Raw genomic sequence first — 15,363 nt, 5'->3', positions numbered from 1 at the left:
GCGGGAGGATAGCCCGCAACTCTCGCGTGAACCAAGGAATTTTCCACAGAAGCCCGGGCGCCCAGTTGCCGCGGGGTCACAGTCTACGCGATCTTGTGCCACGCCTTCATGCGGCCACGAAACCAAGTGCGCTGGCGCTTCGCATATTGGCGACTTGCCGCCTGTGCACGCTCGCGCGCCTCACTCAGATCGAGCTCGCCATGCAGATGCGCGATCAGTTCCGGCGCCCCGATCGCCTTCGCCCAGAGCGCGTTCGGATCCCAGATCGGCTCGACTGCGCGGACCTCGTCGAGCGCACCGTGTTCGAGCATCAGATCGAAGCGGCGGTCGATGCGATCCGCCAGCCAGTCGCGATCCGGATCGAGGTGAAGCGGCGCGACGGTATCGAGCGGCAGAAGCGGCGGCGGGGTGCGGGCCTGCCACGCCGCAAGACCCTCGCCGGTGGCGCGCAGCACTTCCCACGCGCGCTGCACCCGCATCGGGTTCTGCGCGTCGATCTTCGCGCGGGTCGCATCGTCCAGCTCGTCCAGCATCCCGGCATGACCCTCCGAGAGCCGCCGCTGATCGGCCTCGGCGCGGATTTCCGGTGGCGTTTCAGGGATTTCCGCCAGGCCTTGCGTCAGAGCGGTGAAATAGAGCCCGGTGCCGCCCACGACGATCGGGCGCGGCCCGCCTGCGTGGAAGGCCTCCAGATACGGGGTGACGTCGCGCAGCCAGTGGCCGACGGAATAGTCGGCGCCGGGATCGAGATGACCGTAGAGCGCATGCGGCGCGCGGGCCTCTTCCTCGGGCGAGGGGCGCGCGCTCAGCACCCGCCAGCACGACCAGACCTGCAGCGCGTCGGCATTGATCACGACGCCGCCCTCGGCCTCGGCGATCGAGAGCGCCAGCGCAGATTTTCCGCTCGCCGTCGCTCCCGCGATCAGCACGGGCGTTCGCGGCGATATTTCGGGCAGGGCAGGCGGCATCGGCGGCTCTTGCAGGCTTTCTGGCGGGCTCGGGGCTCTACGCTTTCGCAAGAGGTTGAACCCCGGCTCTATTTGGATCATTTTGCGCGCCAATGACAACAGCCCATCGGAGGATCAGATGAGCACCGAGACGCATCCCGCGGCCAAATACAATCGCGTGCTACTGAAGATCTCGGGTGAGGCGCTGATGGGCGATCAGGGCTACGGCCTGCATCCGCCGACCGTCTCGCGTATAGCGCATGAGGTGAAATCGGTGCGCGATCTGGGCGTCGAGATCTGCATGGTGATTGGCGGCGGCAACATCTTCCGTGGGCTTGCGGGCTCGGCTCAGGGGATGGAGCGCACGACGGCCGACTACATGGGGATGCTCGCGACGGTGATGAACGCGCTGGCGATGCAATCCGCGCTGGAAGGCCTCGGCGTCTTCACCCGCGTGATCTCGGCCATTCCGATGGATCAGGTCTGCGAGCCCTATATCCGCCGCCGCGCCGTGCGCCACCTCGAGAAGAAGCGGGTCTGCATTTTCGCCGCGGGCACCGGCAACCCCTATTTCACGACCGACACCGCCGCCACGCTGCGCGCCAACGAGATGTCCTGCGAGGCGATCTTCAAGGGCACCAAGGTCGACGGGGTCTATGACAAGGACCCGCAGAAATTCGACGACGCCAAACGCTACGACACCGTCAGCTACGACGAAGTTCTGCAAAAGAACCTCGGTGTGATGGATGCCTCGGCGATCGCGCTCGCGCGCGACAATAACAAGCCGATCATCGTGTTCTCGCTTGACGAGCCGGGTGGCTTCCGCGGCATTCTGGCAGGCGAGGGCACCTACACCAAAGTGCAGGGCTGAGCGCCGCGCGACGGTCACAAATGCTAGTTTTCGCCTGCGAGCTGCGCTAAAGCTCGGCCCGAGGCTCAACAAGAACGGGGAAATACCCAATGTCCGACGATTTCGAGATCGACACCGATGACCTTGCCCGCCGCATGGATGGCGCAATGAGCGCGCTCAAGCATGAATTCGCGTCGCTGCGCACGGGCCGCGCCTCGGCCTCGATGGTGGAGCCGGTTCAGGTCGAAGCCTATGGCCAGATGACCCCGATCAACCAGGTCGGCACCGTGAACGTGCCCGAGCCGCGGATGGTCACGATCAACGTCTGGGACAAGTCGATGGTCGGCAAGGTCGAGAAAGCGATCCGCGAATCCGGTCTCGGCATCAACCCGCAGACCAATGGCACGATCATCATGCTGCCGATCCCGGAGCTGAACGAGGAGCGCCGCCGCGAGCTGACCAAGGTCGCCGCCCAATATGCCGAGCACGCCCGCGTCGCGATCCGCAACGTGCGCCGCGACGGCATGGACCAGATCAAGAAGGCCAAGGCCGACGGCATGTCTGAAGACGATGTGAAGATCTGGGAGAGCGAGGTTCAGGAGATGACCGACGCGCATATCGCCAAGGTCGACAAGGCGCTCGAAGACAAGCAAGCCGAGATCATGCAGGTCTGAGGCATCCGCCTCAGCCCCCCTGCGTCTTGAGCGAAAAGGATCACATTGCCGATGGCCCCTAGCATTCCCGATATCGCCCAGACCCCGCAGGGGCATGACGGGGGCGCCCCGGCGCCGCTGCATGTCGCGATCATCATGGATGGCAACGGGCGGTGGGCCACCCAGCGGGGCTGGCCGCGTCTGGCCGGTCACCGCAAAGGGGCCGAGCAGATCAAGAAGGTCGTGCAGGCCGCGCCCGATCTGGGCATCCGCTACATGACGATCTACGCCTTCTCGACGGAGAACTGGAAGCGCTCGACGCAGGAAGTTCTCGGGTTGATGAAGATGTTCCGGCTGATGATCAAACGCGAGGCGGCGGAGCTGTCGCGTCAGGGCGTCGAGCTGCGCTTCATCGGCGATCGCACGCCGCTCGACCCGCTGCTGCGCGAGACGATGGACGCGATCGAGACCCGCACCAAGGGCAATTCGAAGCTGACGCTGGCGGTTGCGATCAATTACGGCGGGCGCGACGAGTTGAAACGCGCAGCCCAGTCGATTGCGCGCGACGTGGCTGCGGGCAAGATCAAGGCTGACGAGGTTGACGAGGCGATGATCTCGTCGCGGCTCGACAGCGCGGGCATGCCCGACCCCGATCTGGTGATCCGCAGCTCGGGCGAGACGCGGACCTCGAATTTCCTGCCGTGGCAGGCGGCCTATTCGGAGTATGAATTCACGCCGACGCTCTGGCCCGATTTCACGCCGGACGAGCTGTCCGATATTCTCGATCGGTTTGCCGGGCGCGAGCGGCGCTTCGGCGGGGTTGCCTCGTGACGGAGACGCCGCGGACCGGCAAATGGGGCGATCTCGTCCCGCGGCTCGCCTCTGGGCTTGCGATGGTCGCGATCGGCCTCGCTGCGATCTGGTGGGGCGGTCCGGTTTTCGCGGCGCTCTCGGTGCTCGTGACGGGTCTGATGATCTGGGAGCTCACCGCGATGCTGCGCCCCGAACGTCCCGGCAAGGCGATCGGTTTGGGCCTGGTGGCGGCGGCTGCGCTGACGTTCGTCTTGGCGATCCATGAGCCTTACGGGCTGATCTACCTGCTGATCGTGCCGATCATGGCGGCAGTGATCTGCACCGGGCGGCGCTGGCTCGGCGCGGGCTATGCGCTGGCGATCATGCTGACGGGCTATGGGCTCGTGGCGTTGCGCGAAGGGGCAGGGCTTGGCGCGATCACATGGATCGTCGCGGTGGTCGTTGTCTCTGATATCATGGGATATTTCGTGGGCCGCACGGTGGGCGGGCCGAAATTCTGGCCCAAGGTCAGCCCGAAGAAAACATGGTCGGGCACGGTCGGCGGTTGGGTCGGCGCGGCGCTCGTGGGCTTTCTCTTCGCCCAGATGGGCGGCGGGCTCGCGATGATCTGGATTTCGCCGCTTCTGGCCTTCGCGGGCCAGCTGGGCGACATCGCCGAAAGCGCGATCAAGCGCGCGACCGGCGTGAAGGACAGCTCCTCGCTGATCCCGGGCCATGGCGGTGTGCTGGACCGCTTCGACGCGCTGACCGGCGCGGTCGTGTTCCTGATGCTGATCTCGCAGGTGATGACCCTGCCGCTGACGGAAGGCTGAACGATGCGGAAGGTTTCGGTCTTCGGGGCGACCGGCTCGATCGGCGAAAGCTGCTTTGATCTGCTGATGGCGCAAGGCGGAGCGGAAGCCTACGACGTGGTCGCGCTCAGCGCAGGCCGCAATGTCGCGCGTCTGGCCGAGCAGGCCGTGGCGCTGAAGGCCGATCTGGCCGTGACCGCGTTCGACGAATGTCTCCCTGCGCTGCGCGATGCGCTGGCCGGGACCGGGATCGAGGTGGCCGCCGGGCCGCAGGCGCTGATCGAAGCGGCCTATCGCCCGGCGGATTGGGTTCTGTCGGGCATCGTCGGGGCGGCGGGGCTCGCGCCCGGTTTTGCGGCGCTCTCGCAGGGCGCGACGTTGGCGCTGGCCAACAAGGAATCGCTGGTGACCGCCGGGCCGCTTCTTATGGCTGAGGCGCGCGCACATGGTGCGACGATCCTGCCAGTCGACAGCGAGCATTCGGCGATTTTCCAAGGGCTCGTGGGCGAAGATATCGCCGCGGTCGAGCGGGTGATCATCACCGCCTCGGGTGGCGCGTTTCGCGACTGGCCGATGGAGAAACTCGCCCATGCCACCGTGGCCGAGGCCTCGGCGCATCCGAACTGGGACATGGGTCAGCGGATCACGATCGACTCCGCGTCGATGTTTAACAAAGCCTTGGAAGTCATTGAGGCAAAAGAATTCTTTGGCTTCGCGCCGGAGCAGATCGAAGTGCTCGTCCATCCTCAGAGCATCGTCCATTCGCTGGTCGGCTTCCACGACGGCGGGCTGATGGCGCATATGGGCGTGCCCGACATGCGCCACGCGATCGGCTATGCGCTCAACTGGCCCGCGCGCAAACCTCTGCCGGTCGAGAAGCTCGATTTGGCGAAGATCGGACAGCTCGATTTCCGCACCCCGGATCTGGAGCGGTTCCCCGCGCTGCGGCTGGCGCACGAGGTGATGGAAACGGGCGGTCTGGCGGGCACCGTGTTCAACGCCGCCAAGGAAGTCGCGCTCGATCTGTTCATCGCGGGCCGGATCGGATTTCTCGACATGGCCACGCTCGTCGAGAGGGTTCTGGGCGAGATGTCGCGGGACCAGGGTCTTGGAATCGCCGCAAAAGACCTCGATATGGTTCTGAGCTGCGACGCCGAAGCGCGGGCGCGCGCGATGGCGATTTGTGAACACGGAAGGATCTGAGTTTTGGACCTGCTGCCCCAATTCGGCAATCTGCTCTATACCGTAGTGGCCTTCGTCGTCGCGCTCTCGATCATCGTCGCGGTGCATGAATACGGCCATTACATCATCGGGCGGATTTCCGGGATCAAGGCGGAGGTCTTCTCGCTCGGCTTCGGGCCGAAGCTGATCAGCCGCGTCGACAAGCATGGCACGCGCTGGCAGATCGCCGCCGTGCCGCTTGGCGGCTACGTCAAGTTTCTGGGCGATGCGAATGCGGCCTCGGCCGGGGTCGATTCCGAGGAAATGGCCCATCTGAGCGCCGAGGAACGCCGCCACACGATGCATGGCGCGCCGCTTTGGGCACGGGCTGCGACCGTGGCAGCCGGGCCGGTCTTCAACTTCATCCTGTCGATCTGCGTGATCGCGGGGCTGAGCCTCTGGACGGGGCAGGCGACCGAGACGCCCGCGATCCAGACCGTCGTGGCGCTGCCCGGCGGGTCGGGCGATCTGCAGCAGGGCGACGTGATCGACGCGGTGGCGGGCAAGCCCACGCCGGATTATCAGGCGCTGTCCGATGTGGTCGATCAACTGCCCGCAGGGCCGACGCTCGATTACACCGTGACCCGCGACGGCAGCAAAACCGACGCGACGGGGCCGCAGCTTTTCCCGGCGCGGTTTGCGGGCGTTCAGCCGGGCTCTGCCGCCTATGATGCCGGGCTGCGCGCGGGCGACGTGATCACCGCGATCGATGGCAAGCCGGTCTATCGCTTCGTCGATCTGCAGGACGCGGTGAAGGCGGGCGAGGGCAAGGCGGTCTCGCTCGATATCTGGCGGCCCGAGGGTGATGCGGGCAAGACCTTCTCCGTGACGCTGGCGCCGCGCCGCACCGATCTGCCGGTGGGCGACGGGCAGTTCGAGACGCGCTTCCTGATCGGGGCTACGGGCTCGTTCATGTTCGAGCCGGTGACTCAATCGGTCGGTCCCGTCGATGCGCTGGTGGGCGGCGCGCGGCAGACCTGGGGCATCATCACGCAATCGGTCTCGGGCATTCAGGCGATGATCGCACAGCGGATCTCGAGCTGTAACCTGACCGGCGCGCTGCGCATTGCAGAGACCTCGGCGGCGGCTGCGAAATCGGGCGTGCTCGATTTCATCTGGTTCATTGCGGTGCTCTCGACGGCGGTGGGCTTCCTGAACCTCTTCCCGATCCCGGTGCTCGATGGCGGGCATCTGATGTTCCACCTCTACGAGGCGATCACGGGCAAGCCGCCCTCCGATCAGCTGATGAACGTCTTCATGTCGATCGGCCTGGCGCTGGTACTGACGCTGATGGTCTTCGGGCTCTGGAACGATCTGACCTGCTGAGCGGGACCGTTACGGCGGTGACGGCCCAGATTTCGCCACAATTGCCTCGCAATGCGGTCATGAAGACAGGGTAGGGAACTCTTAGCGCAAATCGCGCGAAGGAGACCGCTCATGTCCGAGATCATCGCGCATCACTATCGCGAACTTCGCCCGTTGGTGGAAATCGTCGGGGACCGGCTGCTGTTCATCGCAGCGGTTCTGGTCGCGCTGTTCGGCGCGGCGCTGATCGGTATTCAATTGATCGACATTCTCGGCGGCGACGCTTCCAGCTTCCAGCGCATCTGAGCCGGTCCGAAAAGGGCACGAAACGCCCGCAAAACCCGTTCATCGTCGATCCCGGGGCCGCCTTCGCGGCCCTTTCTTTCGTGGCAAGATGATCGCGCTCCACAAAATCTCGGGTCTGAGCCCCCATCCCAGCTTTGACATCGCTTACGCCCTTCGGTACGACCCTTATCAAAGGGAAAAAGTGAACTTCCGGCGGGAGAGGGCGATGTCTATGAGCGTGCAAACTATGCTGAGACTCTGTGCGACGCGAAAGGCACTGCGGGCCAGCGTAGTATTTCCAGCAGTTGCAATGAGTTGCCTTGCGGTTCCCGTGATCGCTCAAGCGCAGCAATACAGTTTCTCCCAGGTGGTGATCACCGGTAACGAGCGCGTCGACGCGGCGACGATTCTGTCCTTCGCCAGAATCGCCCGCAATCAGGCCGTCACCGCAGCCGATCTCAACGCCGCTTACCAGCGTCTGACGAATTCCGGCCTGTTCGAGAACGTTGCAATCACGCCGCAGGGCAACACGCTCAAGATCGCCGTGACCGAATATCCGACGATCAGCGTGATCAATTTCGAAGGCAACAAGATCATCAAGGACGAGCAGCTCGCTACGATCATTCAGGCGAAGCCGAACCGCGTCTATAACCCGGCCCAGATCGAAGCCGACGCCCAGCGTCTGGCGCGCGCCTATTCCGAGGATGGCCGCATGGCCGCCCGTGTGGTGCCGAAGGTCATCCGCCGCGACAATAACCGCGTCGACGTCGCCTTCGAGATCAAGGAAGGCAAGGTCACCTCGATCGAGCGCGTGACCTTCACCGGCAACCGCTCCTATTCGGACCGTCGTCTGCGTCAGGTGCTCGAGACGAAGCAGGCGGGGATCTTCCGCACGTTCGTCAAGAACGACACGTTCAACGCGAACCGGATCCCGGTCGACCGTCAGAAGCTGATCGATTTCTACCAAGCGCGCGGCTACAAGAACGTGCAGGTCACCGGCGTGTCCTCGCAGATGTCGCGCCAGCGCGATGCGTTCTTCATGACCTTCAACATCATCGAAGGGCAGAAATACCACTTCAACTCGATCAACACGACTTCCGAGATCGACGGCGTCGCACCTGACGATTTCGCGCCGCTCACCAAGATCCGCCAAGGACAGACCTTCTCGCCGAAAGCGATCGAACTGGCCGTGACCCGAATGGAGCAGCTTGCGATCAAGAAGGGCATTCAATTCGCCCGCGTCGAGCCGCGCATCACCCAAGACCCGCGCACGCAGTCGGTCAATGTCGATTTCGTGCTGGTCCGTGGCCCGCGCGTCTTCGTGCAGCGCATCGACATCGAGGGCAACACCGCGACGCTCGACCGGGTGGTCCGGCGCGAGTTCCGGACGGTTGAAGGCGACCCCTACAACCCGCGCGAGATCTCGAACGCTGCCGACCGCATCCGCGGCACCGGCTACTTCAAATCGGTCGACGTGAACACGAAGCCGGGCTCGAGCTCCGATCAGGTCGTCGTCGACGTGAATGTCGAAGAGCAGCCCACCGGTTCGCTCGGCTTCGGCGCCTCCTATTCGAATTCGGACGGGATCGGTTTCAACGCCTCGTTGGAAGAGAAAAACTTCCTCGGTCGCGGGCAGTATCTCGGCGTGTCGATCGGCACGACCAAGGACAATAACAGCTCCAGCTTCCGGTTCATCGAGCCGGCGTTCCTCGGACGTGACGTGGCGCTGAAGTTCTCGGCCGCCTATGCGACCTCGAGCTCGGCGTCGAACACCGCTTACGACACGCGCCGCATCAGCGTCGAGCCGGCACTGGAATTCCCGGTCTCCGAACGCGGCCGTCTGCAGGTGAGCTACAAGATCGGCGAAGACACGCTGAACAACGTGCCGAGCGACTCCTCGGACATCCTGCTGAACGAAGAAGCCGACAAGGGCACGCAGCGTTACAGCGGCCCGGGTCTGCGCTACAGCTATGATACCGCGCGCGAACAGATCGACCCGCGCTTCACCTGGCGGTTCAACGTCGATCAGCAGTTCTGGGGCGTCGGCGGTGACGTGAAAGGCGGCCAGACCACTGCGAAGATCGTCGGCGAGCGCAAGATCTTCAACGAGGAAGCGACGTTGCGCGCCTCGCTCGAAGGGGGCGCGGTCGATGCCACGGATGGTTCGACGATCTTGCAACGCTTCTCGGGCAGCCAGATCCGCGGCTTCGAGAGCTACGGCATCGGTCCGCGTGACCTCAATGCGGGCAATACCGACGCGCTCGGCGGCAATTACTACTGGGTCGGCAAGGTCGAAGCGGAATTCCCGATCGGTCTGCCCGAGGAATACGGCATCACCGGCGGCGTGTTCTGGGACGTGGGCTCGGTCTGGGGTCTGGACGACACGACCGGGACCGGCGGCAACGAGGTCGACGACTCGATGCATGTCCGCTCTGCGGTCGGCGTCTCGATCTTCTGGAAATCCGCGATCGGTCCGCTGCGTCTGAACTTCTCGCGGGCGATCAAGAAAGAAAGCTACGACAAGACCCAGAACTTCGATCTGTCGCTTTCCACGCAGTTCTAAGGGCGCGCGATGCGTCTGAGCAGCGTCACCGTTTCCTTCATTGCAGCCGCGCTGGCCTTCGGGCCCGGCGCGGCTGTCGCGCAATCGGCGGTGGAGACACCCCACACGCAGGCGCCCGCAGCCGGGCCGCGCGTCCAGCAGAGCGCGGTCCTCACCCTCGATTGGGAGCGGCTTTACGACAACTCGCTGTGGGGCAAGCGGGTGCAATCCGAGATCGAGACCGCGTCGAGCGCGCTGCGCAAGGAAAACGACCGGATCGCCAGTCAACTCGAGGCGGAAGAGCGCAAGCTCACCGAAGAGCGGCTGACGATGCCCTCGGATCAGTTCCAGCAAGCCGCCGATGCCTTCGACACGCGGGCGACCGATATTCGCAAGGCCCAGAAGGCCAAGGCCGATGCGATCCAGCGCCAGTTGAATCAGGAACACCAGACCTTCGTGCAGACCGTGGTGCCGCTGCTCGACGAGGTGCTGAAGGCGCGTGGCGCAGTCGTCGTGCTCGATTCCCGCGCGATCATCCGCGGGCTCGCGCAGGCGGACGTGACAGCCGAACTGGGCGCGCGCGTCGACAAGGAGATCGGTGACGGGGCCGGGCGCGTGACGCCCTTGGTTCCGCCGACGTCGAACGGGGGCTCGGCGGATGCGGCTCAAGGTGCGCCCGCGACGCCGGACCAGCCTGGTTCGAACCAGCCCGCTTCGGGCCAATCGTCAAGCGGCGCAGGCGCGGATCAAAGCGGCGAGGCAGGTGTATTTGTCGACAGCAGCCCCAACTCCGCAGGCAAATCGGGCGGCAATTCCACGCTCGACGGTGCGACCCGAGATGCGCCCGGTCTGCCGCTTGGCCTGCCGGTCGTGAATGGCACTCAGGGCACGCAAAGCGACGCCACGACGGCGCAATAGCAAGCGCGCGCTGCTTGCCAAGCGGGGCCGCGATTGCTAGCAACAATCCAAAAGCGACGATCGCGTGATGCGGCAAACTGATACCGCCGCAGGCGCAGTGCGCCCAAGAACGAGGACAGCTCATGACCGAACCCGCCCCCTACACCGAAGCCGATCTGTCGCTCATCAAGCGCATCATTCCGCATCGTTATCCGTTCCTGCTGATCGACAAGGTGCGTGACATCGTCCCGAACAAGGGCGCGGTCGGCATCAAGAACGTCACCGCGAACGAGCCGCATTTCCAGGGCCACTTCCCGGAAGAGCCGATCATGCCCGGCGTCACCATCGTCGAGGCGATGGCGCAGACCTCTGCCGTGGTGGTGGGGATCTCGCTCGACGTGATCGACAAGCCGCTGCTGACCTATTTCATGGGCATCGACAAGTGCAAGTTCCGCCGCAAGGTGGTGCCGGGCGACGTGCTCGAACTGCATGTCACCGTGAAGCGCGGCGGCGGCAAGATCTGGAAATTCGAAGGCCGTGGTACGGTGAATGGTGAATTGGCCGCCGAGGCTGAGTTCACCGCCATGATGGACCTTCAGGGCTGAATGCATGAGCATTGACCCAAGTGCGCAGATTCACGCGTCCTCGGTGATCGAAGCCGGCGCGGTGATCGGTCCGGACTGCCGGATCGGCCCGTTCTGCGTGGTCGGCCCCGAGGTCGTGCTGGGCCGGGGCGTCAGCCTGCAAAGCCATGTCGTGCTGCAGGGCGCGACCGAGATCGGCGACGAGACGGAGGTCTATCCCTTCGCCTCGCTCGGCCAGATCCCGCAGGACCTGAAATTCAACGGCGAGAAGACGCGGCTGAAGATCGGCAAGCGCAACCGCATCCGCGAATATGTGACGATGAATACCGGCACCGAAGGCGGCGGCGGGCTGACGGAGATCGGCGATGACGGTCTGTTCATGTCGTCCTGCCACGTCGCGCATGACTGCAAGCTGGGCGACCGGGTCATTCTGGTGAATTCGGTCGCGGTCGCGGGGCATTGCGTTCTGGGCGATGACGTTATCGTCGGCGGCCTGTCGGGCGTGCATCAATTCGTCCGCATCGGGCGCGGCGCGATCATCGGCGCGCTGTCGATGGTGACGGCGGATGTGATCCCGCATGCCTTGGTCGCGGGACCGCGCGCGGGGCTTGAAGGGTTGAACCTCGTGGGGCTGAAACGCCGTGGCACGCCGCGCGAGGAAATCACGTCGCTGCGCAAAACCGTCGAGGCGCTCGGTCAGGGCAGTTTCCGCGAAAGCGCCCGGACCCTCTCGGACGAGGGCGTCGAAGGCGAATTGGCGCGCGAAGTGCTCGATTTCATCCTCGGCCCGTCCGACCGCAGCTTCCTGACGCCCGGCAAATGAGCGGGGGCACGCATACCGCGCTGATCGCCGGGGCTGGCCGTCTGCCCGCGATCCTGACCGAGGCCGTTCCGGATATTCTGGTCTGCGAAATGATCGGCGCACCTTGCGATCTGGACGGCGAGCATCTGCGCTTTCGGATCGAGCGTCTGGTGCCGTTTCTCGACGAATTGGCCGATCGCGGGATCGAGCGGGTGGTGTTCGCGGGCGCGATGCAGCGTCCGGCGATCGATCCCGAGCAGTTCGATCCCCGCTCGGCGCAGCTGGTGCCGCGGCTCGCCATGGCGATGCAGGCGGGCGACGACGCGACGCTGCGCGCGGTGATCGAGGTGTTCGAAGAGTTCGATCTGGAGGTCGTCGGCGCGCATGAGATCGCGCCCGCGCTGCTGCCCGAGGCGGGCGTGCTATGCGGCAAACCGTCGGTCGTGGACGAGGAAGATGCCGAACGCGGGGCCGAAATCGTGGCCACGCTTGGGGCGTCGGATATCGGTCAGGGGGCGGTCGTCGGACGCGGGCTTTGCCTTGCGGTCGAGACCCTTCCGGGCACCGATGCGATGCTGGATTTCGTGCGTCACCACAAAGGTTTGCGCGGCGATCTTAAAGCGGTGAAAGGGGTCTTTTACAAGGCGCCGAAACCCGATCAGGACCGTCGCGCCGATCTGCCTGCCATTGGCGTCGACACGGTCAAGAACGCCGCCGCCGCTGGCCTTTCAGGGATAGCCTTCGAGGCGGGCGGCGTGATGCTTCTGGATCGCGACGCGGTCATCGAGGCCGCCGAGGCTGCGGGCCTCTTTCTCTGGGCGCGAGCGTCATGAGGCTCTACGTCATCGCGGGCGAGGCATCGGGCGACAAGCTCGGCGGCGCCCTGATGGCGGGGATCAACGGGCTTGCGCCGGGCGTGGACTGGTCCGGCATCGGCGGCGAGGAGATGGGCGCGCAGGGGCTCACCAGTCTTTTCCCGATGGAAGAACTTTCGGTCATGGGGCTGATGGAGGTCCTGCCGAAATACCGCCATCTGAAACGGCGCATCGCCGAGACCGCGGATCATGTGATCGAAAGCGGTGCCGAAGCGCTGATCACCATCGACAGCCCCGATTTCTGCCTCCGCGTTGCGCGGCTGGTGAAGGAAAAACGCCCCGATCTCAAGGTGATCCACTATGTGGCGCCCTCGGTCTGGGCATGGCGTCCGGGGCGCGCGGCGAAGATGGCGCAGGTGGTCGATCATGTGCTGGCGCTGCTGCCTTTCGAGCCGCCTTATATGGAAGCCGCCGGGATGAGCTGCGATTTCGTGGGGCATCCCGTCGTGGCCGAGCCGCGCGCGACCGGGGCGGACGCGGCGGCCTTCCGCGAGACCCATATGATCGGCGAAGACCAACCGCTGGCGCTGTGTCTGCCGGGTTCTCGGCGCGGCGAGGTCAAGCGCCTCGGGGCGCGCTTCGACGAGGCGCTGATGCAGTTGCGCGACCGCGAGCCGGGGCTGCGGGTCGTGTTGCCGACGGTGCGGGGCGTGGCGCCGATGGTGCGCGAGATGACGGCGCGCTGGCCGGTCGCGCCGATCGTGGTCGAGAATGCTGACGACAAGCGCGCGGCGTTCGCTGCCGCCGATATCGCGCTGGCGGCCTCGGGCACGGTCAGTCTGGAGCTGGCCGCGAACCGGGTGCCGATGGTGATCGCCTATGACGCGAATTTCCTGACTTGGCACGTGATCTCGCGGATGCTGAAGATCGATACGGTGACGCTGGTCAATCTGGTCTCGGACACGCGGGTGATCCCGGAATTCCTCGGCCCCGAGTGCAAGCCGCGTGACATCTCGGCGAAAATGCTGGAATTGCTGGAAGAAGACGCGGCCCGAGACGAGCAGATGGCCGCGATGGAAGAGGTGATGCGCCGGTTGGGCGAGGGGGGCGAGCCGCCCGGCCTGCGCGCGGCGCGTTCGGTTCTGGAGTTTCTCGGGAGGGCGTGATGCGCGTCTTTTTGACTGTTTTTCTGACAATCTGGGCCGGGGCCGCCTTGGCCGAGACCGATCCCGCGCAGCTTTTCACGCAATCCTGCGGGCGATGTCATCGCGATGCGGTCAGGATGGTCGCAAAGATCGACTGGGCTGCGGACAATCAGACGCCCGAGGCGCGGCGCGACTGGTTCGACGATTTCATGGTGCGACACCATTCGCCCGATCCAGACAGCCGCGCAGCGATTGCCGAATGGCTGGCAGGGATCGCCTCGTAAGACGACCCCTGCCGAGGGGTCTTAGCCCAGAACCGATTTCACGGCGTCGGCGGTGACTTCGACGATCTTGTCGGCCTCCGCCTCGGTGAGGCACAGCGGCGGGGCAAGGCCGAGGATGTCGCCCTGCGGCATCGCGCGCCCGATCACGCCACGCTCGACCATCGCGCCCGCGATCTTCGCGCCGATCTTGTCGGAGGCGTCGAAGAAGCCGCGATTGTCGCGATCGGCCATGAATTCCACTGCGCAGAGCATCCCTTCGCCGCGGATATCGCCGACATTCGCGTGCTCGCCGATGGCGGCGCGCATCTGGCCATTGAGGTATTTGCCGACCGAGCCCGCATTCTCGACGAGGCCCAGCTTGTCGATCAGTTCGAGGTTCGCGACACCGGCCGCAGCCCCGATCGGGTGCGCCGAATAGGTCCAGCCGTGGCCGATCGGGCCGTTCTCGTCGGTGCCTTGCTCCAGCACTTTCCAAATCTTGTCGGAGACGATCGTGCCCGAGAGCGGCGCATAGGCCGAGGTCAGGCCCTTCGCGATGGTGATCAGGTCGGGCTTCATTCCGTAGTGGTCCGAGCCGAACATCGAGCCCAGACGCCCGAAGCCGGTCACGACCTCATCGGCGATCAGCAGGATGTCGTATTTGTTCAGCACCTTCTGGATCGCTTCCCAGTAGCCTGCCGGCGGGGGCACGATGCCGCCCGTGCCCAGAACCGGCTCGCCGATGAAGGCGGCGATGGTGTCGGGGCCTTCGCGTTCGATCAGCTGCTCCAGCTCCGACGCGCAATAGGCGGTGAAGGCCTCTTCCGACATCGCCTCGTCGGGGCGGCGGTAATAATAGGGCGCCTCGGTGTGGACGACCTGGCTCAGCGGCAGGTCGAACTTCTTGTGGAACAGTTCCAGACCCGTCAGCGAACCGGTCATCAGGCCCGAGCCGTGATAGCCGCGCCAGCGCGAGATGATCTTCTTCTTCTCGGGGCGGTTCAGGATGTTGTTGTAATACCAGACCAGCTTGATGTTGGTCTCGTTCGCATCCGAGCCCGACAGACCGAAATAGACCTTCGACATGTGATCGGGCGCACGGTCGAGGACCATATGCGCCAGCGTGATCGAGGCTTCGGTGCCGTGGCCGACATAGGCGTGATAATAGGCCAGTTCTTTCGCCTGCTCGGCGATGGCCTCGGAGATTTCGGTGCGCCCGTAGCCCACGTTCACGCAGTAAAGGCCCGCAAAGGCGTCGAGCAGCTTGTTGCCGTCGCGATCCTCGATGAACACGCCTTTGCCGCCGGTGACGATGCGGTTGGGGGACTCGCCGCGCGCGTGCTGGGCGAGATGCGTCGAGGGGTGGAAGAAGCTTTCGCGATCCCACTTGTCGAGTTGGTCATTGGTCAGCAATTTTCTCTCCTTCTTCTTGTCTTGGGCGTCCGGGCGG

16 protein-coding genes are annotated in these 15,363 nt (G+C 64.8%); 14 read left to right on the top strand and 2 right to left on the bottom strand.

Annotated features, from left to right (window positions below; translation table 11 throughout):
• Positions 1-83: 83 nt before the first annotated feature.
• Positions 84-968, bottom strand: coding sequence for a tRNA (adenosine(37)-N6)-dimethylallyltransferase MiaA (gene miaA, locus BMI87_RS08540; RefSeq protein ID WP_246832670.1), 885 nt, complete (start codon positions 966-968; stop codon positions 84-86).
• A gap of 118 nt (positions 969-1,086) precedes the next feature.
• Between miaA and pyrH the strand changes: the two genes are divergently transcribed.
• The 14 genes from pyrH (at position 1,087) to BMI87_RS08475 (ending at position 13,934) form a co-directional block, all read left to right on the top strand.
• Positions 1,087-1,818 (top strand): UMP kinase, encoded by a 732-nt coding sequence (pyrH, locus tag BMI87_RS08535; protein ID WP_078520757.1) that lies wholly within the window; start codon positions 1,087-1,089, stop codon positions 1,816-1,818.
• Between the two features lie 89 nt (positions 1,819-1,907).
• A complete protein-coding gene (gene frr / locus BMI87_RS08530) occupies positions 1,908-2,471 on the top strand; it encodes a ribosome recycling factor (protein ID WP_078520756.1) in 564 nt (187 codons plus the stop codon).
• 51 nt (positions 2,472-2,522) lie between these two features.
• Positions 2,523-3,281: a polyprenyl diphosphate synthase gene (gene uppS / locus BMI87_RS08525; protein ID WP_146681539.1), complete on the top strand. Its 759-nt coding sequence runs from the start codon at positions 2,523-2,525 to the stop codon at positions 3,279-3,281.
• A complete protein-coding gene (locus BMI87_RS08520) occupies positions 3,278-4,075 on the top strand; it encodes a phosphatidate cytidylyltransferase (protein WP_256376235.1) in 798 nt (265 codons plus the stop codon). Before uppS ends, BMI87_RS08520 begins: the two co-directional genes overlap by 4 nt.
• Before the next feature lie 3 nt (positions 4,076-4,078).
• Positions 4,079-5,257 carry a 1-deoxy-D-xylulose-5-phosphate reductoisomerase gene (gene dxr / locus BMI87_RS08515; protein ID WP_246832545.1) on the top strand — a complete coding sequence of 393 codons (1,179 nt, stop codon included), beginning with the start codon at positions 4,079-4,081 and terminating at the stop codon, positions 5,255-5,257.
• A 3-nt stretch (positions 5,258-5,260) separates the two neighbouring features.
• A complete protein-coding gene (gene rseP, locus BMI87_RS08510; protein WP_246832669.1) occupies positions 5,261-6,601 on the top strand; it encodes an RIP metalloprotease RseP in 1,341 nt (446 codons plus the stop codon).
• Positions 6,602-6,712: 111 nt separating this feature from the next.
• The gene (locus tag BMI87_RS22520) at positions 6,713-6,886 is read left to right on the top strand and encodes a hypothetical protein (RefSeq protein WP_166741394.1); all 174 of its coding nucleotides are present in this window, start codon (positions 6,713-6,715) and stop codon (positions 6,884-6,886) included.
• A gap of 289 nt (positions 6,887-7,175) precedes the next feature.
• Positions 7,176-9,428: an outer membrane protein assembly factor BamA gene (bamA, locus tag BMI87_RS08505; RefSeq protein ID WP_093477134.1), complete on the top strand. Its 2,253-nt coding sequence runs from the start codon at positions 7,176-7,178 to the stop codon at positions 9,426-9,428.
• A 9-nt stretch (positions 9,429-9,437) separates the two neighbouring features.
• Positions 9,438-10,325, top strand: a complete 888-nt coding sequence (locus tag BMI87_RS08500; protein ID WP_078520754.1) for an OmpH family outer membrane protein — start codon at positions 9,438-9,440, stop codon at positions 10,323-10,325.
• Between the two features lie 122 nt (positions 10,326-10,447).
• Complete coding sequence (fabZ, locus tag BMI87_RS08495) at positions 10,448-10,909, top strand: 3-hydroxyacyl-ACP dehydratase FabZ (RefSeq protein WP_078520753.1); 462 nt, start codon at positions 10,448-10,450, stop codon at positions 10,907-10,909.
• Between the two features lie 4 nt (positions 10,910-10,913).
• Positions 10,914-11,711, top strand: coding sequence for an acyl-ACP--UDP-N-acetylglucosamine O-acyltransferase (gene lpxA / locus BMI87_RS08490; protein ID WP_078520752.1), 798 nt, complete (start codon positions 10,914-10,916; stop codon positions 11,709-11,711).
• Positions 11,708-12,523 (top strand): LpxI family protein, encoded by an 816-nt coding sequence (locus BMI87_RS08485; RefSeq protein ID WP_078520751.1) that lies wholly within the window; start codon positions 11,708-11,710, stop codon positions 12,521-12,523. The genes lpxA and BMI87_RS08485 overlap by 4 nt, the downstream gene beginning before the upstream one ends.
• Complete coding sequence (gene lpxB / locus BMI87_RS08480) at positions 12,520-13,671, top strand: lipid-A-disaccharide synthase (RefSeq protein ID WP_078520750.1); 1,152 nt, start codon at positions 12,520-12,522, stop codon at positions 13,669-13,671. Before BMI87_RS08485 ends, lpxB begins: the two co-directional genes overlap by 4 nt.
• Positions 13,671-13,934 carry a hypothetical protein gene (locus BMI87_RS08475; RefSeq protein ID WP_078520749.1) on the top strand — a complete coding sequence of 88 codons (264 nt, stop codon included), beginning with the start codon at positions 13,671-13,673 and terminating at the stop codon, positions 13,932-13,934. Before lpxB ends, BMI87_RS08475 begins: the two co-directional genes overlap by 1 nt.
• Positions 13,935-13,955: 21 nt before the next feature.
• Here the strand turns inward: BMI87_RS08475 and BMI87_RS08470 are convergent, their stop codons facing one another.
• Positions 13,956-15,326 (bottom strand): aspartate aminotransferase family protein, encoded by a 1,371-nt coding sequence (locus BMI87_RS08470; protein WP_078520748.1) that lies wholly within the window; start codon positions 15,324-15,326, stop codon positions 13,956-13,958.
• Positions 15,327-15,363: the final 37 nt, after the last annotated feature.

It is taken from the genome of Thioclava sp. F28-4 (assembly GCF_002020045.1).
Taxonomy (GTDB): domain Bacteria; phylum Pseudomonadota; class Alphaproteobacteria; order Rhodobacterales; family Rhodobacteraceae; genus Thioclava; species Thioclava sediminum.
Note: the sequence above shows the minus strand (reverse complement) of the source record. Positions and strands in the feature narration are given on the sequence as shown.